The organism is Rhizobium sp. CRRU65 (assembly GCF_048551595.1).
GTDB lineage: Bacteria > Pseudomonadota > Alphaproteobacteria > Rhizobiales > Rhizobiaceae > Rhizobium > Rhizobium leguminosarum_J.
This window is the reverse complement of sequence record NZ_JBLYZH010000004.1, coordinates 276,994-298,161: the sequence shown is the minus strand read 5'-3', so window position 1 is coordinate 298,161 and position 21,168 is coordinate 276,994. Positions and strand designations below refer to the sequence as shown.

Sequence of the window (21,168 nt, the reverse complement as noted above, 5' to 3'; positions counted from 1 at the left end):
CGATGCGCATTGCCGTCACCGGCAAACAGGGCCAGGTCGTTCAGTCGCTGCTCAGACGGGGCGCTGAAATGGGCGTCGAAATCAGCGCGGTCGGGCGCCCGGAAATGGACCTCGCGGATCCTGCAAGCATCGCAGCCGCCTTCTCGGCTCTGCGGCCGGATGTGATCGTCTCGGCGGCTGCCTATACGGCGGTCGACAAGGCCGAGAGCGAACCCGAGCTTGCTTTTTCCGTCAACGCAGCAGGCGCCGGGGCGGTTGCCGAGGCTGCTGCGCGGATCGGGGCCCCGGTCATCCACATTTCGACCGACTACGTCTTCAGCGGCGACAAGGCCTCAGCGTATTCCGAAGAGGATGCGACGGCGCCGATCTCCGTCTATGGGCGTTCGAAGCTCGCGGGCGAGAAGGCCGTCGCGGCGGCGAACCCGAACCACGTCATCTTGCGTACCGCCTGGGTCTATTCGCCCTTTGGCGCAAACTTCCTGAAAACGATGCTGCGGCTTTCCGAGACGCGCGATCATCTTCGCGTCGTCGCCGATCAGACAGGATGCCCGACCTCGGCACTCGACATCGCCGACGCGATTCTTGCGATCGCATCCCGTATCGTAGCGGACCCTGCGCCATCGCTGCGCGGCACCTTTCACCTGACCGGCAGCGGCGAGGCAAGCTGGGCGGACTTCGCCGAAGAGATATTCACGGAGCTTTCTAAATCCGGCGGCAGAAACGTCGGCGTCGAGCGCATCCCGACGGCGGACTATCCGACACCGGCGAAGCGGCCCGCCAATTCACGTCTCAACGGCGACAAGCTCGCCAGAACCTATGGAATCCGGCTGCCGGAGTGGAAGCAGTCCATGACTTTTGTCATGCAAGACCTTTTGAATAAGGGTCTTTAAGGAGATGGGCATGAAGGGAATTATTCTCGCCGGCGGCACAGGCACGCGTCTGCATCCGATCACGCAGGCCGTTTCGAAACAGTTGATGCCGGTCTACGACAAGCCGATGATCTACTATCCGCTAACGACGCTCATGCTCGCAGGCATCAGGGAGTTGCTGATCATCACCACGCCTCACGACGTCGAAGCCTTCAAGCGCCTTCTTGGGGACGGCTCGCAATGGGGAATCTCGCTGACCTATGCCGTACAGCCGAGCCCGGACGGCCTCGCCCAGGCTTTCATCATCGGCGCCGACTTCGTGCACGGCGACAGCTCGGCACTCGTTCTCGGCGACAACATCTTCTACGGGCACGGACTGCCGGAAATCATGAAATCCGGCACGGGTCGGCGGGAAGGCGCAACGGTGTTCGCCTATCACGTCACCGATCCGGAACGCTATGGCGTTGTCGGCTTTGACAAAAAGATGAATGCCCTGTCGATCGAGGAGAAGCCGAAGAAGCCAAAATCGAACTGGGCGGTGACCGGCCTCTATTTCTACGACCAGCAGGTGGTCGATATCGCCGCCAACCTGAAGCCGTCACCGCGCGGCGAATTGGAAATCACCGATGTCAACCGCACCTATCTCGAGCGCGGCCAGCTTTTCGTGGAGCTGATGGGCCGGGGCTATGCCTGGCTCGACACCGGCACGCCGGACAGCCTGCTCGATGCCGCAGGTTTCGTCAGCACGCTGGAGAAACGCCAGGGCTTCAAGATCGCCTGCCCCGAAGAGGTCGCCTGGCGCATGGGTTACATCTCGCAGGACGACCTCGCCAAGCTCGCGGACAAGCTCGGCAAGAGTGCCTACGGCCAGTATCTGACGAAGCTGTCCCCGGATTGGTGAGCTATCGGGGGCTGGCGCCGCGTCGCAGACATGCAGTTGGATGCGTCGACGAGCGCCTGATGATGTTTCGCGCCCAGCATGCCAGTCGTGGTGTGACCCTAGAAACCGTTACAGGTTTTGATTCAAGTGCTCGGGAATTCCGCCAGCCGGGCGGCGTAACGCGCCATGGTGTCGACTTCGAAATTGACGAAATCGCCGGCCTTGCGATCACCCCAGGTGGTGACCTCGAGCGTGTGGCGGATGAGCAGCACATCGAAATCCGTGCCGTCGACGGCATTGACCGTTAACGAAGTACCGTCGAGAGCAAGCGAACCCTTGGGGGCGACGAATTTCGCCAGATGTTCGGGCGCGCGCAGACGGTAGCGTGTGGCGTCGCCCTCTGATGTCACCGAGAGGATTTCCGCCTTGCCGTCGACATGGCCGGAAACGATGTGGCCGCCGAGTTCATCGCCGATCTTCAGCGACCGTTCGAGATTGATACGGCTGCCCTCCTGCCAAGTGGCGATCGTCGTCAGCCGCAGCGCCTCTTCCCAGGCCTCGACCTCGAACCAGCGGCCGTTGCTGCCTTCCGGCGGCAGGCCGGTGACGGTGAGGCAGATGCCGGAGTGAGAGATGGATGCGCCCATATCGATGGTCGCCGGGTCGTAACTCGTCGCAACGCGGAGCTTGATGCCCTCCTTCAGCGGTGAAACGGATTCGATCGTACCGATATCGGTGACTATTCCGGTGAACATCAAAGCCCTCTTTCGTATTCGTCCAGGCGATCGCCGCCGAACATCAGCGTGCCCGTATGGGCAAAACCCGATGGTATGTCGGTAGCATCAAGCGGGGATTCAATACCGCGCTCGCCGATCACAACAGGCGCTTGATAAAGCTGGATGCGGTCCACAAGGCCAGCCTCGAGGAAAAGCCGCGCCGTCTTTGCACCGCCCTCGACCAGAAGCGAGGAAATACCGCGCGTCGCGAGTGCCGACAACAGGACTTCCGGATGATAGGGATTGCAATGGACGACTTCGACGCCTGCGGCTTCGAGGGCTGCGCGGCGGGAGTCCATGTCTGTGACGCCTGCGGGTGGGTTACCCCCCTCTGCCCTGCCGGGCATCTCCCCCACAGGTGGGGAGATTGGCTGGGGGCTAGCCTCTTGCCCCACATCTTGCCTGGAGGCGAAACCATCATCATGGGAAGCTGGAGAACGCGGAGCAGGCTCCTTGCCGATCTCCCCCCTTGTGGGCGAGATGTCCGGCAGGACAGAGGGGGGTAGCCCCTCCGCATCCGCCGACAACGGCCACACTTCCTCGCTCGCCACCACGATAACCGGCACTTCCCGCGCCGTCGCGACGAGCTTGCTGGTCGGCGGCAATGCCAGGGAAGGATCGAGGACGATGCGGATCGGCGATTGCGATTCAAGACCTGGCGAACGCACAGTCAGCAGCGGATCATCCGCAATCGCGGTACCGATGCCGACCAGGATGGCATCGGTTTCGGCGCGCAGCGCCTGCACCTGGGCGCGGGCCTCCGGGCCTGTTATCGCTACCTGCCCCTCCCCTTCGCGGCCGATCATGCCATCGGCGGAAACGGCAAGTTTGAGAGTCACATAGGGCCGGTTCTTCGTCTGGCGGGTGAGATAGGCGGCAAGCGAGTGCCTGCCTTCAGCCTCCAGCACGCCGGCATCCACCTCTATGCCGGCTTCGCGCAGCACGGCGATGCCGCGACCGGAGACCCGCGGATCGGGATCGGTGACGCTGATGACGACGCGAGCAACGCCATAGGCGATCAGCGCCTCGGCGCAGGGCGGCGTCTTGCCGTGATGCGAGCAGGGTTCGAGCGTCACATAAGCGGTGGCGCCGCGGGCGAGCGCGCCGGCCTCAGCGAGCGCCTGCGTCTCGGCATGCGGGCGGCCACTGAGCGCCGTCACCGCACGGCCGACGATGACGCCGTCCTTGACGATCAGACAGCCGACGGAAGGATTGGTGGCGGTGCGGCCGAGATGCCAGCGCGACAGGCGAATCGCCGCCGCCATGAAACGTTCGTCATGCGGCGTGATGCTCATGGCTCACCTGTCCAGCGGGTCGCGGGCGATCTTGGCGTTGATTTCGGAAATGACCTTCTCGAAATCCTCGGCAAGCGAGAAATCCCGATAGACCGAGGCGTAGCGCACGAAGCCGACATCATCGAGGCTCTTCATGGCTTCCAGCACCTGCAGGCCGATCTGCTCGGAGGAGATCTCGGTCTCGCCGGAGCTTTCAAGCCGGCGCACGATGCCGGACACGGCGCGCTCGATGCGGTCCCGCTCGACCGGGCGTTTGCGCAGCGCCACCTCGAAGGAGCGCACCAGCTTGTCGCGGTCGAAGGGCACTTTGCGGCCGGTCTTCTTGATGACCATCAACTCGCGCAGTTGCACACGTTCGAACGTGGTGAAGCGGCCGCCGCAATCGGGACAGATACGCCGCCGGCGGATGGACGTGTTGTCCTCCGCCGGGCGCGAATCCTTGACCTGGGTATCTTCCGAACCGCAATAGGGGCAGCGCATCCCTGCTCCTTATCCCAAGTAATCATACATGGGGAAGCGGTCGGTGAGGCTGACCACCTTGCCGCGCACGGCGGCTTCGACGGCGGCATTGCCTTCATCGGAATTGGCGACCTTCAGACCGTCGAGAACCTCGACGATCAGATTGCCGATCTCGCGGAACTCCGCTTCCTTGAAGCCGCGGGTCGTTCCAGCAGGCGCGCCGAGGCGCACACCCGAGGTGACGAAGGGCTTTTCCGGATCGAAGGGAATGCCGTTCTTGTTGCAGGTGACATAGGCGCGGCCGAGGGCTGCCTCTGCGCGCTTGCCGGTGGCATTTTTCTTGCGAAGGTCGACCAGCATCAGGTGGTTGTCGGTGCCGCCGGAGACGACGTCAAGGCCACCCGATATCAGCGTTTCGGCCAGCGCCTTGGCGTTCTTGACCACCTGGGCGGCATAATCCTTGAATTCCGGCTGCAGCGCCTCTTTGAAGGCCACAGCCTTGGCGGCAATGATGTGCATCAGCGGGCCACCCTGCAGGCCAGGGAAGACAGCCGAATTGAACTTCTTCGCCAGATCCTCGTCATTGGTGAGGATGACGCCGCCGCGCGGGCCGCGCAGCGACTTGTGGGTCGTCGTCGTCGCGACATGGCAATGCGGGAACGGCGACGGATGAACGCCACCGGCGACAAGACCGGCGATGTGGGCCATGTCGACCATCAGATAGGCGCCGACAGAGTCAGCGATCTCGCGGAAGCGCTTCCAGTCCCAGATGCGGGAATAGGCAGTGCCGCCGGCGATGATGAGCTTCGGCTTGGTTTCCTCGGCCTTGCGGGCGACTTCATCCATGTCGAGCAGGTTGTCGCCTTCGCGTACGCCGTAGGAGACGACATTGAACCACTTGCCGGACATGTTGACCGGCGAACCATGCGTGAGATGACCGCCCGAATTCAGGTCGAGACCCATGAAGGTGTCGCCGGGCTGCAGCAGCGCCAGGAATACGGCCTGGTTCATCTGCGAACCGGAATTCGGCTGGACGTTGGCGAAATTGACGCCGAACAGCTTCTTGGCGCGCTCGATCGCCAGTTCCTCGGCGATGTCGACGAACTGGCAGCCGCCGTAATAACGCTTGCCGGGATAACCCTCGGCATATTTGTTGGTCATGATGGAGCCCTGGGCTTCCAGCACGGCGCGGGAGACGATGTTCTCAGAAGCGATCAGTTCGATCTCGTGCCGTTGGCGACCGAGTTCCTTTCCGATCGCGCCGAAAATGTCCGGATCGACGTCCGCAAGCGAGCGATTGAAGAAGGATTCGGTGGAAGCATTGGTCATGGGCGGGCTCCTCAACTGGAATGCGCTGAGGTATTAGCCTTCCGCCGTGGCGAGGGCAATACGAAGAACGACATTTGCTGAGCAAAGCGCGCGCTTGCGCTCTTTTGCGGTCGTACGACACCGAAGCCTGACGCCGTAGCAGGCAGCGCCTTTGCGCACATAAGAAAAACCGCGCCGGAAAGCGCGGTTTTCAGATTGCGATGCAGAGGTCGCCGCTTACTGGACCGGCTGTTCCATTCCCGCCGTGGTGTCGAGCGCCAGCTCGGCATTGCCGTCCATCTGATAGATGTCGTCGCGGAACTGGACGATGCCGTCGGGCATGCCCCAAGCAGAGATGTAGACGAAATAGACCGGAACTTCCGTGGCGAGCTTGACCGGCGTGTTGACGCCGGTTGCGATCACCTGCTCCATCTGCTGGCGGTTCCAGCCGGGGGTCTCGCGCAAGAGCCAGTTCGACAAGTCGCGCACGTTCTGGACGCGGACGCAGCCCGACGATTCGAAGCGCATCAGCTTGTTGAACAGGCCCTGCTGCGGCGTGTCGTGCATGTACTCGCCGTTCTTGTTGTAGAAGTTGATCTTCGTCGACGCCATGGCGTTGGTCTTGCCGGGGTCCTGACGGAACATCAGGTTCGGCGCCTCGCCGTTCCAGTCGATAGTCTCGGGGGCGACTTCATTGCCCTTGCCGTCGAGCAGACGAATGGCATTCTTTTCGAGATAGGTCGGATCCTTGCGCATCAGCGGCATGATGTCCTTCTCGACAATCGAGCGTGGTGCCGTCCAGTAAGGATTGAGGATGACCTCGTAGATCTTCGAATTGACGAGATGCGTCGGGCGGCTCAAGCGGCCGACAACCGCTGTGTGGCGCGTCGCGACACTGCCGTCTTCAACAGCCTCCACATAGGCTGCCGGGATGTTGACCATCAGGTGACGGCGGCCCAAGTCTTCAGGGAAGGTCTGCAGACGGACGACATTGGTGTTCAGCTGCTGCAGGCGGACATCGGCGGGGATGTTCATCGCCTTCAGCGTGAATTCGCCGAGAACGCCATCCGCCGGCAGGCCGTGACGCGCCTGAAAGCGCTTGACGGCGCCGTCGACATAGGAATCGAAGGCGTTGGACAGGCCGGCCTCGCGCGGCAGGTCGCCGGTGATCGCAAGGCGCTGGCGCAGCGCCTGGACGGCTGGAGAGCTGACCCCGAGCTGCAGGCGCTGGTCACCGGGGTTGACCTCAGGCCAGCCACCGGCTGCGGCGATCTGCTGATACTGCATGATCGCCTGCTGGGCGCTCGCGACCGATTGGGGCCCAAGGATCGGCGTGTTGGAAACCATGGCGGTCGCCGTGCGCGACGCCGCCTTGGCGTCGAACTGGTCGTCCCAGTTGCCGCGGCGCGGCGCATTGATCAGCGTATCGAGCGCCGATTGCGCGAATGCCGGCGCGGCAAGCGCGCTGGCGCCAACCGTTGCCGCGGACGCAAGGAAGGCGCGGCGCGAAAGAGCTTCAATTCCGTTTTTCTTTGACATAGTCCCAACCACTGAATGCCGCTATAAAGAAAACCTGCGGCCTTTTGCGATATCACTGCGCTTTAACGCAGATCCCAATCCATTCGTTGTCCCGGCACACCGAAAGATTCCGCTTGCCCCATCACAAGATTGCGATGCGGCAGCCTGAACATTCCTGATCGGTCTATTGAAAGCGCCGGTTGTTAAGCCTTCCGCTGCCACACCAATATGGCCAATTCGTGTTGCCAGTGGGAAGACGGACTTGCCGAATGCCGGAAACAGGGCGCAACGAACCATATGGCGGGGTAAAGCGTGCCGGTTAATAACGGCTAAAAAACGGCTTGAATACAGGCCTTTGCGCTTGCCTGCCATGCGTTGCAAAGATGCCACGCGAGAGCAAACGGCAAAAACCGGACGCGCAGGGACGCATCCGGTTTTGATTAACCCTGAAAGGAGGTCAGGGATCTCAGAGGCGATACAGGATCTGGTCGTTCCAGAAGCGGTCCAGACGCTGGAGCAGTTTGTTCATCTGCGTGAACTCGTCGGTGCCGATGCCGCCGACCTTGTCGATCGAGGCGATGTGGCGTTCGTAGAGCTTGGCCACCGTTTCGGCGATATCCTGGCCGGTTTCGGTCAGGCTGATGCGGACCGAGCGGCGGTCGATGCGCGAGCGCTGGTGGTTGATGAAACCGAGATCGACCAGCTTTTTGACGTTGTAGGAGACGTTGGAGCCGAGATAGTAACCACGCGAGCGCAGCTCGCCGGCGGTCAGCTCGGAATTGCCGATGTTGAAAAGGAGCAGCGCCTGGATGGCGTTGACGTCGCTGCGACCCTGACGGTCGAATTCGTCCTTGATGACGTCGAGAAGACGACGGTGCAGACGTTCAACGAGATGAAGGGATTCCATGTAAAGATCACGGATGTCGTGGTCCTGCTGGTCACGGAAGGTCGATACCGCCTGCGGCTTGATTTTCGTGTTCATATTGACTGCCTCACTGTTTGTTTGGCGGTGTGTTTTCTTCCCGCCTTGAGTGAGACCCTATCGAATACATATAAAATTCGACTTAAACCGCAGGCTTAACGGAGCCTTACCGGTAACTCCACGTTGTCTCAGGGTAAATCAACACTTACCTGGCGGCGATGCCGGCGCTTTTCCAGCCAGAGCAGCAGGCGGAAAATCAAGTAGACGACGGCGACAATCACATGCAGCAGGATGATCAGCTGGTTGGGGCCGAAAATATCCGGCAGCAGGCCATACATGAGGATTTGTCCGCCAGCCGCCAGCACCCAGATGACCGGCCCCCAGGAGACGGTCAGCCAGAGGCCGAGGGAGGCGACGGGGAAGAGCACGGCAAGGCTGGTGCTCGCCACCTTCCACGGCAGGCTCAAAAGATCGAAGCGGCCGGCGCCGACCAGCGAATAGCCGACGAGCATCGCCCAATATTGCAGGCCGAACCAGAAGCAGGAGACGGCAACCAGTCTCAGGAAGAGAATGAAGAGGATATCCGCCAGTGTGCGTTTCGGTATCGTTGGGGATTCGGTTTCCATAGCGCAGACATCGGTTTGGGGTTGCATCTTCACAAGGGCGTCCGAGCGTCTGACAAGACGCGCCAGGGACGCTCTATAACATTGAGTTGGCGCATAACCCGAAAATCGAGCCCGATTTTCGGGTTATGCGCCAGAGGTTTTTCCGCCGCGGCCAATCGTCCGGTTTGGATTTTCCAGGCGCCATGATAATGAGCGCTCCGATAAATGGAATGGGCCAAGGACAGATATCATGCAGGACAGGACGCATCTCGTCGACGACATCACCGGTCATCGCCGCATGCGGCGCAACCGCAAGGCGGACTGGACACGCCGGCTGGTGCAGGAAAACCGGCTGACGGTCGACGACCTGATCTGGCCGATCTTCATCGTGCCGGGTTCCGGCATCATCGATCCGATCCCGGCCATGCCGGGCGTCAACCGGATGAGCATCGACAAGGCGGTCGAAGCGGCGCGGGAAGCGGCCGGCCTCGGCATTCCGGCCCTTGCCACCTTTCCGAATATCGAGATGGAGCTGCGCGACGAGACCGGTTCGAACAGCCTCGAAGCCAACAACCTGATCAATCAGGCGACGGCGGCGATCAAGAAGGCGGTGCCCAATATCGGCATCATTACCGATGTCGCGCTCGATCCCTTCACCAGCCACGGCCATGACGGCATCCTCAGAGGCAGCGAGATCGTCAACGACGAGACGGTCGACCAGGTGGCGCGCGCCGCCGTGATGCAGGCGGATGCCGGCGCCGACATCATTGCGCCGTCGGAGATGATGGACGGGCGCATCGGCGCAATCCGCATGGCGCTCGACGCCGCCGGCCACCAGAGCGTCGGCATCATGAGCTATGCGACGAAATTCGCCTCTGCCTTCTACGGTCCCTATCGCGAGGCGATCTCGACTGGCGGGCTGCTGAAAGGTGATAAGAAGACCTATTATATCGACCCCGCCAACGGCACCGAGGCGATCCGCGATGCGGCCCTCGACGTCGAGGAAGGCGCCGACATGCTGATGGTCAAGCCCGGCCTGCCCTATCTCGATATCTGCTGGCGGATGAAGGAGGCCTTCGGCCTGCCGACCTTCGCTTACCAGGTGTCCGGCGAATATACGCAGATCAAGGCGGCGGCGATGAATGGCTGGATCGACGGCGAGCGGGCGATGCTCGAAACGCTGCTGTCGTTCAAGCGGGCCGGATGCGACGGTGTCCTCACCTATTTCGCGGTCGAAGTGGCGAAAATTCTCGCCAAGCGGTGATTGGGCCGAACCGGCCCAAATCATCCGAATCTAGAGCAAATATTGCATTTTGCCCTGCCGATACCATATCAGCGGCATCGCTTTTCCTGAGGAGATTGAGATGAGCTACAACCCCAATCCGCTTTATGCCGCACCGGAGGACTGGCGCGCCTATAGCGGCGTGTTGAGCCGCCGGGTCTTCGCCTTCATTCTCGATTACGTCATCGTGGCCCTGCTCTGCATTCCCGCGGCGATCGTGCTGTTCTTCCTGTCGATCGTCACGCTCGGCCTTGGCTTCTTTCTCTACCCTGCCCTCTTCGTCATCGTCGCCGGCATTTACTTCGGCCTGACTGTGGGCGGGCCGAGCCAGGCCTCGCTCGGCATGCGCGCCATGGGAATCGCGATCGTGCGCGTCGACGGACGGCCGATGGATTTCATGACGGCGATCGTGCATCTGGCACTGTTCTGGATCCTCAACTCGGTGCTGACGCCGCTCATCCTGCTTGCCGGCCTGTTCATCGAACGCAGCCGTCTCGTCCACGACCTGCTGGTGGGCACGGCGACGGTGCGCACAGCTTGAGACTTTGGCTGAAACCCTAACTGCGATCCCGGGGCGGAGACGAAATAAAGTCTCCGCCTTCTCTTTGCCGGCGGGTGCCGGCGCTCCATATCTAAAATTAGAAGACTGATATGAAGGGCGAAAAGCGCCCCGCTGTTGACGTTTTTTATTCTTAGGTCATGCTGTCAGGAAACGGCACGGTCTCGACAAGGAAATTTCCGCGACAAATGAATACGCAGACGACGCCATCACCGCAGTTTTATCTGACGGCTCCGGCTGCGTGTCCGTACCTGCCGCATGAGATGGAGCGCAAGGTGTTCACCCATCTGGTCGGCCCGCGCGCCGCCGAGATGAACGACATCCTGACGCAGGGCGGTTTCCGCCGCTCGCAGAACATCGCTTATCGCCCGGCCTGCGAATCCTGTCGCGCCTGCGTTTCCGTGCGAATTCTCGCCCAGGAATTCGAGCCGACGAAATCGATGAAGCGGGTGCTTGCCGAGAATTCCGACGTCATCGCCACCGAATTCGCGGCCCAGCCTTCCAGCGAGCAATATTCGCTCTTCCGACGCTATCTCGATTTTCGCCACCAGCAGGGCGGTATGTCCGACATGACCGTGCTCGACTATGCAATCATGGTCGAAGACACGCATGTGAATACGAGAATCATCGAATACCGCCGGCGCGAAGAAGGCTCCGGACTGGAGCAGCGGCCAAAGGGCGAGCTGCTTGCCGCCGCCCTCACCGACACGATGAGCGACGGGTTATCGATGGTCTATTCCTATTTCAATCCGGCGCTTGAGCGGCGTTCGCTCGGCACCTTCATGATTCTCGACCATGTCAGACGCACGAAAGCGCTGGGGCTGCCGCATGTCTACCTCGGCTACTGGGTTCAAGGGTCGCGGAAAATGGACTACAAGACGCGCTTCCAGCCGCAGGAGCATCTGACCCCGCGCGGCTGGGAACGCTTCGATCCCTCGTCCATGCCCGAGAGCACCCACGACTGAATGTTCCCCACCGCTCTTTCCGACCATCGGAAGGGCCTGCTGCTGACGGCGATCGGCGGGCTGGCGCTTTCCGTGGATATCCCGCTGATGAGGCTCGCCAACGGCGAGCTGTGGTCGATTCTTGCGGCGAGAAGCATCGCGACCCTTGGCGTGACGCTGCTGGTGGCAACGGCGCTCAGGATCGCCAAGGGGCGATGGCCAGTGCTCGTGCCGGGCTGGCCGGGCCTCGTCACCGGTCTGCTCTACGGCCTGACGACGGTGGTCTTCCTTCTCGCCGTTTTCAACACCTCGACGGCCAATGTCGTTTTCATCGTCGCCTTCAATCCGATGTTCGCCGCCCTGCTTTCCTGGATTTTCCTCAAGGAGCGGCCGGCGCTGGCAACACTGCTCGCCATGGCGGCGATGATCTTCGGAGTCGGCCTGATCGTCCGGGACGGGCTTTCGGGCGGCCATCTTTTCGGCGATAGCATGGCGCTGCTTACCGCCTTCATCATTGCCGCCGCCATCACCATCAGCCGCGCCTCACGCCGGGAGATGGGTTTCGTCTCGCTGCTTTCGACGGTACTGCCAGCGGCGATCGGCCTGATCTCGGTCATGCCGGCAGGCGGTTTTTCGATCGAGCATCCCGCCTGGATCCTCTTTAACGGCGCGGTGATGATGCCACTCGCCTTCTGGTGTCTGGCGACCGGGCCGCGTTACCTCTCCGCGCCGGAGGTGGGCATGTTCTACCTGCTCGAAACCGTGCTCGCACCGATCTGGGTCTGGCTGATCTTTGCGGAAACGCCGGCGCCGATGACGCTGGTCGGCGGCGGCATCCTGGTGGCGGCGATCGCAGCCCATTCCGTCTGGATAGTGTGGAGGAAAAGCATCGTTCAAATGGCAGGTTAGGACGTTGTCGCCGTTTCGCTGCCGTGTTATAACGCCGTTACCACACAGAGGATGAGGCGATGAACGTCACAATTCGAAAGATCGGCAATTCCGAGGGCGTTATTATCCCTAAAGAGGTACTGCAGCGGCTGGGCTTGAGCAGCGGCGACAGCCTCGAACTGCGAGAGGTCGAGGGTAATATTCAGCTTGTACCGGAATCCGCCGACCTTGCCGAGCAAATGCGGGCAGCCCGCATCGGCATGGAAAAATATCGGGTGGCGCTCCGCGAACTCGCAAAATGATACGGCTTAAGTGGCTGAGCCGCCAAGCAATTGAAAATATGCACGATGAGCAAATTGCCGAGCATGGCGGTCTGGCTGGCCTGCGGGATACCAATGCATTGGAAACCAGCTTGGCACGCCCGCTTAACAAGGCTGCATCCGGCGAGACAGACATCTTCGTACTCGCCGCAGCCTATCTCTATGCCATTGTCAGAAACCACCCATTCGTGGATGGAAACAAGCGCACAGGCTATCTTGCGGCGTTTACGTTTCTCTACATCAACCGCTATGTCATCAATGCCGACAACGCGCAGATCATTGCATTTGTACTAGAGGTAGCCGCCGGCGAGATCGACGAGGAAGGCGCTACCCGCTTCCTGCGGGATTTCAGCGTACCCCTCAGCCCGTAGCCTTGAACTGCTGCTGCTCCAGTTCCCTGCCAAGACCTTCGACCACATGCGCCCAGCCTTGCCGGGTCTTTTCCTCGTGTTCGGCCCATTCGGCGCACATTTCATGGGTCAGCGTCAGACGGCTGCCGCCGCCGAGAGGCTCGATGTTGATCTCGACGCGGTCGCAATTGTGATCGTGCTCCTCGACGGAGAAGCTGAAGACCATGCGCTGCGGGCGCTTCAGTTCCAGGAAGACGCCCTGATGAAAGGCGTCGCCGGTCGGGCGGCGGTCGACGACGAAGAAACGGCCGCCGACGTGCGGATCGATTTCGGCGCGAATGACATGACCGTCATCGGTCGCAAACAGGAAGCGGCGGGCGATTTCGGGGTTGAGCCACGCGTCGTAAACGACGGCGGGCGGCGCTTTGTAGGTGTGGCTGACATGCAGTTTGATGGTGCTGGCGGGCATCGATTTTCCTCCGTTAAGGGCACGCGCACTTCCCCAAGCGCACGGGCCGCGGCCATCTCGTCCGCCTTCCGAGCCGGCCTGTTCGTATTTTTGGTAACATCAATGAGATAGAGGAGTTGTTGCGCCCGCCAAGAGTCGGGGGCGGAATTTACTGGATAATTCCTTCAATCAGAATCGATTGAAGGATAAATTATCCAGCAATTCAAATTGTTACGGCGTCCTTTGCGCGTCTGAAAGGACGCGGGACGCTGTTATGCTTTAGCCGGCGAATTTGCCGCTACGCGGGAAACCCTTCGGCACGGTGCGGCCGGCGGTGGCGCGATCGGCCAGCCATTCGGCAAGCTCGTCTTTGTTCTTCGTGAAGGTTCGACCGGCGCTGTCTTCCCAGACGAGGCCGTCCGATATCGCGAAGCAGCGAACGTCGGAAATGCCGCCATCCTTGTAACGCTGCAGACGTACGCCCTTGCCGCGCGACATTTCCGGCACCTGGGCCAGCGGGAAGACCAGCAGCTTGCGGTTTTCGCCGACGACGGCGACATGGTCGCCGCTGACGGGCACGAGCAGCTGGGTTTCCTCGGGCAGCCCGACATTCATGATCTGCTTGCCCTTGCGGGTATTGGCGACCAGCTCGGCTTCGGGAACGACGAAGCCGTTGCCGGCGGTCGAGACGATCAGCTGCTTGCGCGAGGGATCATGGACGAAAGCGGTCAGCACCGCCTGGTCGTTATCCATATCGACGATGATGCGCAGCGGCTCGCCATGACCGCGACCGCCCGGCAGCTTGTCGCCGCCGAGGGTGAAGGCCTTGCCGCCTGTGGTGAGGATCAGGATCTTGTCCGTGGTCTGCGCTGGGAAGGCGATCTTCAAGCCGTCGCCTTCCTTGAAGGTCAGCGTCGCCGTATCGGCGATATGGCCCTTCAACGCGCGGATCCAACCCTTTTCGGAAATGACGACAGTGATCGGTTCCTTCTCGATCATCGCTTGCTGGATCGCTTCCTCGTCGGTCTCGGGCGCGTCGGCAAACTGGGTCCGACGGCGGCCGATCTCGGTCGCCTTGGCGAATTTCTTCTTCACTTCGCCGATTTCCCAGGCGACCGTCTGCCACTGCTTGTCGTCGGAGGAAAGCAGCGTCTCGATCTCGCCCTTTTCCTTGGTGAGTTCGTCGAATTCCTTGCGGATCTCGAACTCTTCCAGCTTGCGCAAGGCGCGCAGCCGCATATTGAGGATCGCCTCGACCTGATTGTCGGTGAGATCCCAGCGCGCCATCATGACCGGCTTCGGCTCGTCCTCCTCGCGGATGATGCGGATGACCTCATCGATGTTGAGGTAGGCGACCAGCAAGCCGCTGAGGATTTCGAGGCGCCTGTCGATCGCCGCCAGGCGGAAGCGCGAGCGGCGCTGCAGAACTTCGCGGCGGTGGTCCAGCCACTCCTTCAACACCTCGTTCAGCGCCATGACCCGCGGGATGCGGCCCATGGAGAGCACGTTCATGTTGAGCGGGAAGCGGCTTTCGAGTTCCGTCAGCTTGAACATCGATTCCATCAGGATCGTCGGATCGACGCTGCGGGTCTTCGGCACCAGCACGACACGAATGTCTTCGGCCGATTCGTCGCGGATATCTTCCAGCAGCGGCAGCTTGCGGGCGATCAGCAGCTCGGCGATCTTCTCGATCAGCCGCGATTTCTGCACCTGGAAGGGAATTTCGGTGATGACGATCTGGTAACCGCCGCGGCCGAGATCTTCCGTCTGCCATTTCGCCCGCACGCGGAAACCGCCGCGGCCGGTGCGGTAGCTCTCGATGATGCTGTCGCGGCTATCGATGATGATGCCGCCGGTGGGGAAATCCGGGCCGGGAATGAATTCGACGAGCTTTTCGACGGTCGCATCGGGATGCTTGATCAGATGCAGGGCAGCGTCGCAAAGCTCGTGGGCATTGTGCGACGGGATCGAAGTCGCCATGCCGACGGCGATGCCGGATGAGCCGTTGGCGAGCAGGTTCGGGAAGGCGCCGGGAAGGACGACCGGCTCGGAATTCGATTCGTCATAAGTGTCGCGGAAATCGACGGCATCCTGATCGATGCCTTCAAGCAGCAGTTCGGAGACCGCCGTCATCTTCGATTCGGTGTAACGCATGGCGGCGGGGCTGTCGCCGTCGATATTGCCGAAATTGCCCTGGCCGTTGACCAGCGTGTAGCGCTGCGAGAAATCCTGGGCGAGACGGGCAAGCGCGTCGTAGATCGACTGGTCGCCGTGCGGATGGTAGTTACCCATCACTTCGCCGACGATCTTGGCGCATTTTCTGAAGGCCGAGTTCGGCCTCAGCCCCATCTCGTTCATCGCATAGACGATGCGGCGATGGACAGGCTTCAGCCCGTCGCGCACGTCAGGCAGGGCGCGGTGCATGATGGTCGACAACGCATAGGCAAGGTAACGCTGCTCGAGCGCCGCCTTGAGGTCGACCGGCTGGATGTGATCGTCGTCTCCGCCTGAAGGCGGCAAAATCTCTTGTCCCATAGGTTCTGACTAGCTCAGAAGAGGCCGGCGGGCAAGGAATCGGGGCCATTGCAGCTGTGGATGAAGTCTTGGGACTGACATCAAAGGATGAGACAAACGTTCCGCCGCAATTTGGACTTCGTTTGCCGTTCCTCTCAACAGAAATTTAGAGATCCGCAAATATAAAGCGGGCCTAATCCGTAGTAGCGTAACTGCAGATTTCCAACCGCCACCACGCCACCAGAGGAATCACCCCATGAACTTTTCCCGGACAACGCGGCTGATGCTGTCGGGCGCCGCCTTTTTCTCGCTCGCCGGTTCGGCCTTCGCCCTCGACGGCGCCGATCTGCTGAAGAAGCTCAATGCCGCCTATGCCGTACAGGGCGGAACGATTTCGGCTGACGCCGTCGATATCGACGGCACGACCGCGACGCTGAAGAATGTCAGCGTCAAATCGGCCGGCGGTGAAAGCTTGGCCGTCGGCGAAGTCACCCTTTCCGGTGTCGAAGAAGACGAGGATGGCGGCTATTACATCGAAGAGGCCGCCTTCCCCGATATCAACACCACGAAAGACGGCGTCACGGTCACGGCGCAGGAGCTGACGCTCGGCGGCATCTCGATCCCGGCAACGGCGGGCGGCGACACGCTCGATACGATGATGCTCTACGAAACCGCTCATACCGGCCCGTTGAAGGTGGTCAAGGATGGGGCGGAAGTGTTCTCGCTGCTCGAAACCGACGTCAATCTGACACTGCGCGAAGACGAATCCGGCTTCGATTTCGACGGCGCCTTCAAAAGCATGAAGGCCGACCTCAGCAAAGCCGAGGATCCGCAGAGCAAGGACGCGATCGAGAAGCTGGCCCTGCAGCACATCCAGGGCGACATCACCATGAAGGGTGCCTGGGAACTTGCCCCCGGCACGATCGACATTTCGGAATTCGCCTTCGACTTCACCAACATCGGCAAGCTGAACCTTGGCTTCAAGATCTCGGGCTACACGATGGCCTTCGTAAAGTCGCTGCAGGATGCGATGAAGCAATCTGAAGCCAGTGCGAACAAGGAAGAATCGCAGCAGGCACTCGGTCTTGCCATGCTCGGCCTGATGCAGCAGCTGTCCTTCGAGGCGGCGCAGGTGCGCTTCGAAGATGCCTCGATCACCAAGCGCGCGCTCGATTATGCCGGTTCGCAGCAGAACATGTCCGGCAAGCAGATGGCGGATTCGCTGAAGGCGATGACGCCGATCATGATCGCGCAGCTCAATATCCCGGAACTGCAGAACGCCGTTTCGGCTGCCGTCAACACCTTCCTCGACGATCCGAAGAGCCTGACCGTCAAGGCCGCCCCTGAAAAGCCGGTGCCGTTCCCGACGATCGTGGGCGCTGCCATGGGCGCTCCGAACACGCTGCCGCAGGTGCTTGGCGTCAAGGTTACCGCCAACGACTGATCGCTTCGATCTCGCGACGAAAGGCCCGGCAGTAGTGACCTGCCGGGCCTTTTCGTTTTTAGGCGCGGTGACGGGCAACCTCGGCGATGGCGAGGACTGCGATATCAAACAATTCCTCTAGCGATGCGCCGTCCCTCGCCTGCACCGACATGCCCTGGATGATGGCAGCGAGGAAGCGCGCCAGCGCGCGGGGGTTCGTGTCGGACTTCATGTCGCCCTCGCGGATGCCACGCTCGATCCTCGCCGTGAAAGCGTCCAGCGACCGACGACGCATCGCTGCGACATGGTCGGCGATCATGGCATTCTCGCTGGCGCAGTTCAGCACAGCCGTCGAGATCATGCAGCCTTTCGGATGCTCCGGAGCCGAGAAAATCGCAGCCGAGCCCCGCAATATGCGCTCGAAGGCGGAGACGGTGTCGATCGGCTCGCCAAGCGCGGAAAACGTGTCGGAACCTAGCGCTCGGTACTGCTCCAGCGCCGCTCGATAGAGATCTGCCTTCGAGTTGAAGGCGGCATAGAGACTTTGCGGCGTGATGCCCATGGCGGCAGTGAGATCGGCGATCGAGGCGCCCTCATATCCATGCGCCCAGAAGGTCTCGCGGGCAGCCGACAGCACTGTCTCGCGGTCGAAGGCCGGCGGACGGCCGCGGCGTCGGGCGGTAGAATTTTCCACGTCTCGGCTATTTTTCACAATGATCACTCTAGAAATTCGAAACGGCTTTCTATATTCAGGAACGGTCATTGTGATTATAGAAGGTTTAATCTGATGAGTCTTCCCCTCGAAATGGCAGACGCCGACAGGAATTCATCCCTTGCCGCAGCGGTCGATGCAGCCATCACAAGCGCGCTCGACGACAAGCGGCTTGTGGGAACGGTGGTGTTCGTCGCCCGCGACGGAGAGATCGTGCATCGCCGCGCCGCCGGCCTTGCCGACCGCGAAAGCGGTCTGGCGATGCGTGAGGACACCATCTTCAGGCTTGCTTCCATCACCAAGCCGATCGTCACCATCGCCGCGATGCGGCTCGTCGAACAGGCGAGAATCGGGCTCGACGACCCAGTGACGAGATGGCTGCCGGACTTCCGGCCGAGGCTGCCTGACGGTGGCGAAGCAACCATTCGCATCCGCCACCTGCTGACCCATACGTCCGGCCTCAGCTACAGCTTCTTCGAAGAGGACGATGCCTATGCCCACGCCGGTGTTTCCGACGGCCTCGCTGAACCCGGGTTGCCGCTCGCCGAGAACCTGCGGCGGATCGCCAGCGCGCCATTGCGCTTCGCGCCGGGCAGCGACTGGCAATATTCCATTGCCATGGATGTTCTCGGCGGCGTCATCGAGGCGGAAACCGGAGTGCCGCTAGGCGAGGCCGTCGCTGAACTGGTGACGAAACCGCTTGGCCTTGCCGATACCGCGTTTTCGGTTCGCGACCGCAGCCGGCTGGCAGCGGCCTATATGGACGCTTCACCGGAACCGGCGCTGATGGGCGAGACTGCGCTGGTGATGTCGCTGATGGGCCCCATCCGCTTCGCGCCGAACCGCATCTTCGACCCCGCCTCCTATCATTCCGGCGGCGCCGGCATGGCGGGAACGGCGGGTGACGTCCTGGCCATACTCGAAACCATCCGTAGAGGTGGTGCACCGCTGCTCTCGATCGAAACCGTAGGGATGATGGCGACGGACCAGGCCAACGGCCACCGCCAGCAGCACGAACCCGGCTCCGGCTTTGGCTTTGGCTGGTCAGTCATCACCGATCCGGCCGAGGCAGGCGTCCCCTTCCCCACCGGCACGCTGAAATGGGGCGGCGTCTATGGCCATAGCTGGTTCATCGACCCGGTTAATGGGCTGACCGTCGTTGCACTGACCAACACGACGCTGGAGGGCATGTGGGGCAAGTTCACAGTCGATCTTCGCGAGGCGATCTACGCGGCATTGTGAACGAACGATACAAGCAGAAAAGCCCGGCGATTGCCGGGCTTTTGCATTCGGGATCAGATGATCTCAGTCTTTCTTGACCGGCGGGATCGGCCGGATCGAGAGCTCGCGCAGCTGTGTCGGGCTTGCCGGGCTCGGCGCGCCCATCAGCAGGTCCTGGGCCTGCTGGTTCATCGGGAACAGCGAGATTTCGCGCAGGTTCTTCGCGCCGACGAGCAGCATGATGATACGGTCGATACCGAAGGCAGCACCGCCATGGGGGGGGGCGCCGTACTGGAAGGCGCGATAGAGGCCGCCGAAACGGTCTTCGACATCCTGCTGGCTGAGGCCGACCTTCTCGAAGGCGGCCACCATGGTTTCCGGCGACTGGTTACGGATCGAGCCTGAGGCGATTTCGAAGCCGTTGCAGACGGCATCATACTGGAACGCCTTGATGGTCAACGGATCCTGGCTCTGCAGCGCTTCGAGGCCGCCCTGCGGCATCGAGAACGGGTTGTGCGCGAAATCGACTTTCTTTTCTTCCTCGCTCCATTCGAAGAACGGGAAGTCGACGATCCAGCAGAGTTCGAAACGGTCGCGATCGACAAGGTTCAGCTCTTCGCCGGCCTTGGTGCGGGCTTCACCGGCAAACTTGTAGAACTTCGCCGGATCGCCGGCAACGAAGAAGCAGGCGTCCCCGTCATCGAGACCGAGCTGGGTACGGATCGCGTCGGTGCGCTCCTCGCCGATGTTCTTTGCAAGCGGGCCGGCGCCCTCGAGCTTGTCACCTTCCTTGCGCCAGAAGATGTAGCCGAGGCCAGGCTGACCGGTCGACTGCGCCCAGGCATTCATGCGATCGCAGAACGCTCTGGAACCGCCGGTCTTTGCCGGGATCGCCCAGATCTCGACCTTCGGGTTAGAGGCGATCATGCCGGCGAAGACCTTGAAGCCGGAGCCGGCGAAATGTTCGGTGACCGCTTCCATGACGATGGGGTTGCGCAGGTCCGGCTTGTCCGAACCATATTTACGGATCGCCACGTCATAGGGGATGCGCGGCCATTCCTTGGTGACCGGCTTGCCTTCGGCGAACTCTTCGAAAATGCCTGTCATCAGCGGACCCATCGTGTCCCAGACGTCTTCCTGGGTGACGAAGCTCATTTCGAGGTCGAGCTGGTAGAATTCACCCGGTAGGCGGTCGGCGCGCGGGTCTTCGTCGCGGAAGCAGGGCGCGATCTGGAAATAACGGTCGAAGCCCGCCACCATCAGCAGTTGCTTGTACTGCTGCGGCGCCTGCGGCAGCGCGTAGAAGGTGCCGGGATGGATGCGGGACGGCACGAGGAAGTCGCGCGCGCCTTCCGGCGAGGAGGCCGTCAGGATCGGCGTCGTATATTCGGTAAAGCCGACATTGCCCATTTCGCGGCGCATGGCGGAGATCACCTGGGTGCGCTTGACGATGTTCTTGTGCAGCGTTTCGCGGCGAAGATCGAGGAAGCGATACTTCAGGCGGACGTCTTCGGGATAATCCGGCTCGCCGAAGATCGGCAGCGGCAATTCCTTGGCGGCGGAGAGGACTTCGATCTCCTGCGCGTAGAGCTCGATCTCGCCAGTCGCCATGGTCTTGTTGACGGTGTCTTCGGTGCGCGCCTTGACGAGGCCATCGATGCGGATGACCCATTCGCCGCGCACGGTTTCCGCCATCTTGAAGGCCGGGCTATCAGGATCGGCGACCACCTGGGTGATGCCGTAATGGTCGCGAAGGTCGATGAAGAGAACGCCGCCATGGTCGCGAACGCGGTGAACCCAGCCGGAAATACGGACGGTCGAGCCGACATCCGACTTGCGGAGGGCGGCACATGTGTGGCTGCGATAGCGATGCAT

The 21,168-nt window shown here is 61.4% G+C and carries 21 protein-coding genes; 10 read left to right on the top strand and 11 right to left on the bottom strand.

Annotation, left to right across the window (positions count from 1 at the left end; all coding sequences use genetic code 11):
- Positions 1-2 precede the first annotated feature (2 nt).
- Positions 3-890: a dTDP-4-dehydrorhamnose reductase gene (rfbD, locus tag ACM5SV_RS10450; protein ID WP_128439633.1), complete on the top strand. Its 888-nt coding sequence runs from the start codon at positions 3-5 to the stop codon at positions 888-890.
- 10 nt (positions 891-900) lie between these two features.
- Positions 901-1,770, top strand: a complete 870-nt coding sequence (rfbA, locus tag ACM5SV_RS10445) for a glucose-1-phosphate thymidylyltransferase RfbA (protein ID WP_012756888.1) — start codon at positions 901-903, stop codon at positions 1,768-1,770.
- A gap of 122 nt (positions 1,771-1,892) precedes the next feature.
- On the opposite strand, the gene ACM5SV_RS10440 is transcribed toward rfbA, so the two are convergent.
- The 7 genes from ACM5SV_RS10440 to ACM5SV_RS10410 form a co-directional block, all read right to left on the bottom strand.
- Complete coding sequence (locus ACM5SV_RS10440; RefSeq protein WP_222014300.1) at positions 1,893-2,504, bottom strand: riboflavin synthase; 612 nt, start codon at positions 2,502-2,504, stop codon at positions 1,893-1,895.
- Entirely contained in the window at positions 2,504-3,820 is a 1,317-nt protein-coding gene (gene ribD, locus ACM5SV_RS10435) for a bifunctional diaminohydroxyphosphoribosylaminopyrimidine deaminase/5-amino-6-(5-phosphoribosylamino)uracil reductase RibD (protein ID WP_222014301.1), read from the bottom strand. Before ribD ends, ACM5SV_RS10440 begins: the two co-directional genes overlap by 1 nt.
- Before the next feature lie 3 nt (positions 3,821-3,823).
- Positions 3,824-4,300, bottom strand: coding sequence for a transcriptional regulator NrdR (gene nrdR / locus ACM5SV_RS10430; protein ID WP_003547190.1), 477 nt, complete (start codon positions 4,298-4,300; stop codon positions 3,824-3,826).
- 9 nt (positions 4,301-4,309) lie between these two features.
- Complete coding sequence (gene glyA, locus ACM5SV_RS10425; RefSeq protein WP_003558306.1) at positions 4,310-5,608, bottom strand: serine hydroxymethyltransferase; 1,299 nt, start codon at positions 5,606-5,608, stop codon at positions 4,310-4,312.
- 216 nt (positions 5,609-5,824) lie between these two features.
- Positions 5,825-7,126 (bottom strand): L,D-transpeptidase family protein, encoded by a 1,302-nt coding sequence (locus ACM5SV_RS10420; protein ID WP_012756884.1) that lies wholly within the window; start codon positions 7,124-7,126, stop codon positions 5,825-5,827.
- A gap of 445 nt (positions 7,127-7,571) precedes the next feature.
- On the bottom strand, positions 7,572-8,087 hold the full coding sequence (gene ldtR, locus ACM5SV_RS10415) for a transcriptional regulator LdtR (protein ID WP_003547156.1): 516 nt from the start codon (positions 8,085-8,087) through the stop codon (positions 7,572-7,574).
- 128 nt (positions 8,088-8,215) lie between these two features.
- Positions 8,216-8,653, bottom strand: a complete 438-nt coding sequence (locus ACM5SV_RS10410) for a DUF6163 family protein (RefSeq protein ID WP_026157306.1) — start codon at positions 8,651-8,653, stop codon at positions 8,216-8,218.
- Positions 8,654-8,882: 229 nt separating this feature from the next.
- On the opposite strand from ACM5SV_RS10410, the gene hemB reads away from it, so the two are divergent.
- The 6 genes from hemB (at position 8,883) to ACM5SV_RS10380 (ending at position 12,996) form a co-directional block, all read left to right on the top strand.
- A complete protein-coding gene (gene hemB, locus ACM5SV_RS10405; protein WP_012756882.1) occupies positions 8,883-9,896 on the top strand; it encodes a porphobilinogen synthase in 1,014 nt (337 codons plus the stop codon).
- Positions 9,897-9,996: 100 nt separating this feature from the next.
- Positions 9,997-10,455 carry an RDD family protein gene (locus ACM5SV_RS10400; RefSeq protein WP_003547150.1) on the top strand — a complete coding sequence of 153 codons (459 nt, stop codon included), beginning with the start codon at positions 9,997-9,999 and terminating at the stop codon, positions 10,453-10,455.
- Between the two features lie 206 nt (positions 10,456-10,661).
- A complete protein-coding gene (locus ACM5SV_RS10395; RefSeq protein WP_003558295.1) occupies positions 10,662-11,438 on the top strand; it encodes an arginyltransferase in 777 nt (258 codons plus the stop codon).
- A complete protein-coding gene (locus tag ACM5SV_RS10390) occupies positions 11,439-12,326 on the top strand; it encodes a DMT family transporter (protein WP_017993563.1) in 888 nt (295 codons plus the stop codon). It begins immediately after the preceding gene.
- 59 nt (positions 12,327-12,385) lie between these two features.
- Complete coding sequence (locus ACM5SV_RS10385; protein ID WP_012756879.1) at positions 12,386-12,607, top strand: AbrB/MazE/SpoVT family DNA-binding domain-containing protein; 222 nt, start codon at positions 12,386-12,388, stop codon at positions 12,605-12,607.
- Positions 12,604-12,996 (top strand): type II toxin-antitoxin system death-on-curing family toxin, encoded by a 393-nt coding sequence (locus ACM5SV_RS10380; protein ID WP_017993562.1) that lies wholly within the window; start codon positions 12,604-12,606, stop codon positions 12,994-12,996. Before ACM5SV_RS10385 ends, ACM5SV_RS10380 begins: the two co-directional genes overlap by 4 nt.
- Here ACM5SV_RS10380 and ACM5SV_RS10375 read toward each other — a convergent pair.
- Positions 12,986-13,444, bottom strand: a complete 459-nt coding sequence (locus ACM5SV_RS10375; protein ID WP_012756877.1) for an SRPBCC family protein — start codon at positions 13,442-13,444, stop codon at positions 12,986-12,988. The two genes, ACM5SV_RS10380 and ACM5SV_RS10375, sit on opposite strands and share 11 nt — an antisense overlap.
- Before the next feature lie 258 nt (positions 13,445-13,702).
- Positions 13,703-15,958: a DNA topoisomerase IV subunit A gene (gene parC / locus ACM5SV_RS10370; protein WP_003558286.1), complete on the bottom strand. Its 2,256-nt coding sequence runs from the start codon at positions 15,956-15,958 to the stop codon at positions 13,703-13,705.
- A gap of 235 nt (positions 15,959-16,193) precedes the next feature.
- On the opposite strand from parC, the gene ACM5SV_RS10365 reads away from it, so the two are divergent.
- A complete protein-coding gene (locus ACM5SV_RS10365; protein WP_017993561.1) occupies positions 16,194-17,381 on the top strand; it encodes a membrane protein in 1,188 nt (395 codons plus the stop codon).
- Positions 17,382-17,439: 58 nt separating this feature from the next.
- On the opposite strand, the gene ACM5SV_RS10360 is transcribed toward ACM5SV_RS10365, so the two are convergent.
- Positions 17,440-18,081: a TetR/AcrR family transcriptional regulator gene (locus ACM5SV_RS10360; protein WP_017993560.1), complete on the bottom strand. Its 642-nt coding sequence runs from the start codon at positions 18,079-18,081 to the stop codon at positions 17,440-17,442.
- Positions 18,082-18,147: 66 nt separating this feature from the next.
- Here ACM5SV_RS10360 and ACM5SV_RS10355 point away from each other — a divergent pair, with 66 nt between their 5' ends.
- Complete coding sequence (locus ACM5SV_RS10355) at positions 18,148-19,314, top strand: serine hydrolase domain-containing protein (protein ID WP_128405761.1); 1,167 nt, start codon at positions 18,148-18,150, stop codon at positions 19,312-19,314.
- 63 nt (positions 19,315-19,377) lie between these two features.
- Here the strand turns inward: ACM5SV_RS10355 and aspS are convergent, their stop codons facing one another.
- Positions 19,378-21,168 (bottom strand): aspartate--tRNA ligase, encoded by a 1,791-nt coding sequence (gene aspS / locus ACM5SV_RS10350; protein ID WP_017993558.1) that lies wholly within the window; start codon positions 21,166-21,168, stop codon positions 19,378-19,380.

Bases quoted from the DNA above. Each gene is read 5' to 3' on its own strand.
- ACM5SV_RS10420 (WP_012756884.1), bottom strand. From the start codon at position 7,126: ATGTCAAAGAAAAACGGAATTGAAGCTCTTTCGCGCCGCGCCTTCCTT.
- hemB (WP_012756882.1), top strand. From the start codon at position 8,883: ATGCAGGACAGGACGCATCTCGTCGACGACATCACCGGTCATCGCCGC.
- ribD (WP_222014301.1), bottom strand. From the start codon at position 3,820: ATGAGCATCACGCCGCATGACGAACGTTTCATGGCGGCGGCGATTCGC.
- ACM5SV_RS10385 (WP_012756879.1), top strand. From the start codon at position 12,386: ATGAACGTCACAATTCGAAAGATCGGCAATTCCGAGGGCGTTATTATC.
- ACM5SV_RS10395 (WP_003558295.1), top strand. From the start codon at position 10,662: ATGAATACGCAGACGACGCCATCACCGCAGTTTTATCTGACGGCTCCG.
- nrdR (WP_003547190.1), bottom strand. From the start codon at position 4,300: ATGCGCTGCCCCTATTGCGGTTCGGAAGATACCCAGGTCAAGGATTCG.
- parC (WP_003558286.1), bottom strand. From the start codon at position 15,958: ATGGGACAAGAGATTTTGCCGCCTTCAGGCGGAGACGACGATCACATC.
- ACM5SV_RS10400 (WP_003547150.1), top strand. From the start codon at position 9,997: ATGAGCTACAACCCCAATCCGCTTTATGCCGCACCGGAGGACTGGCGC.
- ACM5SV_RS10440 (WP_222014300.1), bottom strand. From the start codon at position 2,504: ATGTTCACCGGAATAGTCACCGATATCGGTACGATCGAATCCGTTTCA.
- rfbA (WP_012756888.1), top strand. From the start codon at position 901: ATGAAGGGAATTATTCTCGCCGGCGGCACAGGCACGCGTCTGCATCCG.
- aspS (WP_017993558.1), bottom strand. From the start codon at position 21,168: ATGCATCGCTATCGCAGCCACACATGTGCCGCCCTCCGCAAGTCGGAT.
- ldtR (WP_003547156.1), bottom strand. From the start codon at position 8,087: ATGAACACGAAAATCAAGCCGCAGGCGGTATCGACCTTCCGTGACCAG.
- ACM5SV_RS10365 (WP_017993561.1), top strand. From the start codon at position 16,194: ATGAACTTTTCCCGGACAACGCGGCTGATGCTGTCGGGCGCCGCCTTT.
- ACM5SV_RS10375 (WP_012756877.1), bottom strand. From the start codon at position 13,444: ATGCCCGCCAGCACCATCAAACTGCATGTCAGCCACACCTACAAAGCG.
- ACM5SV_RS10410 (WP_026157306.1), bottom strand. From the start codon at position 8,653: ATGGAAACCGAATCCCCAACGATACCGAAACGCACACTGGCGGATATC.
- ACM5SV_RS10390 (WP_017993563.1), top strand. From the start codon at position 11,439: ATGTTCCCCACCGCTCTTTCCGACCATCGGAAGGGCCTGCTGCTGACG.
- ACM5SV_RS10380 (WP_017993562.1), top strand. From the start codon at position 12,604: ATGATACGGCTTAAGTGGCTGAGCCGCCAAGCAATTGAAAATATGCAC.
- rfbD (WP_128439633.1), top strand. From the start codon at position 3: ATGCGCATTGCCGTCACCGGCAAACAGGGCCAGGTCGTTCAGTCGCTG.
- ACM5SV_RS10355 (WP_128405761.1), top strand. From the start codon at position 18,148: ATGAGTCTTCCCCTCGAAATGGCAGACGCCGACAGGAATTCATCCCTT.
- glyA (WP_003558306.1), bottom strand. From the start codon at position 5,608: ATGACCAATGCTTCCACCGAATCCTTCTTCAATCGCTCGCTTGCGGAC.